The organism is Campylobacter sp. BCW_6465, assembly GCF_001762815.1.
Lineage (GTDB): Bacteria > Campylobacterota > Campylobacteria > Campylobacterales > Campylobacteraceae > Campylobacter_D > Campylobacter_D jejuni.
Window position 1 is genome coordinate 1 of sequence record NZ_MJXN01000084.1, and the last position, 2,169, is coordinate 2,169.

Below are 2,169 nucleotides of genomic sequence, written 5' to 3' on the forward strand. Positions count from 1 at the left end.
ATAGGTTCACTTGGCTCTATTAAGCCTTGATTAATATCTGGAATAAAAGAAATTCCATAATCTTTCATTTTAACTCCTTTTTATGCTTTCACTTTGTGCGAATAAAATCCGCCCAAAGTCGCTTTTACTCTTGTGCTTTGCACTCTCTTTGAGAAAGCCCCCGTCCCACTGCGTGGGTAGCTCACCTTTTTTTATTTTCCTTTTATCAAGCATTTTATTGCATGATAAAGATTGCAAGAATGATAAAATACAAAGATTTTAAACTTAGAACATCCAAGCAAAGTCATAGCTTCTTTTAATGCTAAATCAGCTGTCCTATAATCAGTTCTTGAATTTGCTTTTTCGCATAAAAAATCATGCACCACACAAGCGCTAAAATACTCACTTTTAAAAGGTGGAAACAAAGACCAAAAAAGGCGTGGGATACTCGCTCCATCTGTTTTAAAGCCTTGTGGTACAATGCCTTTATAATTTGGCAAAGAAAAAGCATAATCACTAATTACTTCAAATCTGTCTTTATCATAGGGCTTTACACAAACCCTTTTTAATTCTGTTTTAGTCATTTTTCACTCTCCCAAACAATTAAATCAAGTTCTTCTTTGCTTTGTGCATTTCTAGCTTTTTCTTTTAAAGCACTTGCTTTAAAAATAGTCTCTTGCACAAAATAAGCCATGCTACTTGCAAAAAGTTTAAACTCATCTACGCTAAATCTTGTAGTTGTATTATCAAGCGCAATCCAATCAATATAAGGAATTAAATTAGGATTAACAAGAGCATTGGTTACTGCTCCATTAATTCTTAACTGATCTTCATTAGAACTTTGATAGATTTTACCTTTAAAAGAAAATCCACCATTTAAAATATTTTCTTTTTTTGTATTAATCTCGTTGATTTTTAACTCTTTTGCCTCGTTTAAAAGCTCTTCTTCGCTTTTAGGAGGACTTGTTAAAGCATTAAACTCTTCTTCGCTAATAGGTGTTAAACCTGTTTTAATTTGCTCATCGCTCACTTCATCCTCATAAGCATAAATTTGATTATTATTGTTTTTGTCTATAAAATATTTCATTTTTTCTCCTTATTTGACATTTAAAATTGTTGCCTCAATATTTGATTTATCTACAACAATATTAAACAATTCTATTTTATATGTGTCATTTGGTTTCAAAATACCTTCATAATATGTTAATGGAATATATTTATTTGTTGAATTAGTGTATTGTATAGCATTTATTTTTTTTATTAAAGAATTATTTATGTATATACTAATACTAGCTTGACTGATTACATTATCGATTTGTTGAATTTTTATTGCAATAGGTGTTTTTCCTCCTGTTGTATTTGTGTATATCACATTATTAGACATAGAATGAGATTTAAGTAAAGAAGTTCCATCAAGATAAGTATTAAACCCTATCAATGCTAAAAGTTCTGGATCTTTCAAATTGAGTTGATTTTCTTTTAAGGTAGCTAAATTTACAAATTGATTGTCATTTGTAGCTTTTATAGAGCTTGTAGGTAGTTTGGTAAAGTCTTTAGCTCCTGTAATGGTTTGATTAGTAGCTAAAGTAACATATTTGGCAATTTCTGTATTAAATTTATTTTCTAAAAGATATTTAGCAAACTCACCCCATACTTTTTTAAACTCTGCATCATATTTTTGTGTTAAAGCATCAATTTTAAGATTGAGTTCCACTTTAATAGCATCCACATAATCACGACTTGCCATAATCACACTAGGATCTAGTTTTAAAATAACTTCCTCTGCATTAGAAAGCTCCATGACAATTTTTATCATAAGCTCTTTAGCGCTGCCTTCTTTTAAGATAGGTTTATAAGTGCGTGGGACATTTCCTACTGCAAGCAAATCTCCTGCTTCATCATAAATGCCTACTGCATTAACTTCAAACCCGCCCACATCGCTTGGCACATGACACATTAAATTCACATAGTTTGGATTGCTTTCATCCACGCTTTTGCTACTAATATTAGCTTCATATACAATCTCTTCTAAGCTTTGCATTTCTTCGCTGGGCAAAATAACTTTTGAACTTAATTTAAAGCTTTTTAAATTGATACCATTTCCACTTGCTCTTGCGGCAATAAATTTAGCAATGCCAATTTTTGTTAGTATGGTATAGTATTCACTTTTTGCCATTAATACACTCCTTT

At 30.8% G+C, this 2,169-nt stretch carries 3 protein-coding genes; all 3 read right to left on the minus strand.

Annotated features, from left to right (window positions below; translation table 11 throughout):
• Positions 1 to 191: 191 nt before the first annotated feature.
• From AJ886_RS04945 to AJ886_RS04955, 3 genes are read right to left on the minus strand one after another with little or no spacing between them, the layout of a single operon-like run.
• Complete coding sequence (locus AJ886_RS04945) at positions 192 to 563, minus strand: DUF1353 domain-containing protein (RefSeq protein WP_002909498.1); 372 nt, start codon at positions 561 to 563, stop codon at positions 192 to 194.
• Positions 560 to 1,066, minus strand: coding sequence for a DUF4376 domain-containing protein (locus AJ886_RS04950; protein WP_070287290.1), 507 nt, complete (start codon positions 1,064 to 1,066; stop codon positions 560 to 562). The genes AJ886_RS04945 and AJ886_RS04950 overlap by 4 nt, the downstream gene beginning before the upstream one ends.
• Positions 1,067 to 1,075: 9 nt before the next feature.
• A complete protein-coding gene (locus AJ886_RS04955) occupies positions 1,076 to 2,155 on the minus strand; it encodes a phage tail protein (protein ID WP_070287292.1) in 1,080 nt (359 codons plus the stop codon).
• Positions 2,156 to 2,169: the final 14 nt, after the last annotated feature.

Coding starts and splice junctions, on each gene's coding strand:
- AJ886_RS04945 (WP_002909498.1), bottom strand. CDS start 563: ATGACTAAAACAGAATTAAAAAGGGTTTGTGTAAAGCCCTATGATAAA.
- AJ886_RS04950 (WP_070287290.1), bottom strand. CDS start 1,066: ATGAAATATTTTATAGACAAAAACAATAATAATCAAATTTATGCTTAT.
- AJ886_RS04955 (WP_070287292.1), bottom strand. CDS start 2,155: ATGGCAAAAAGTGAATACTATACCATACTAACAAAAATTGGCATTGCT.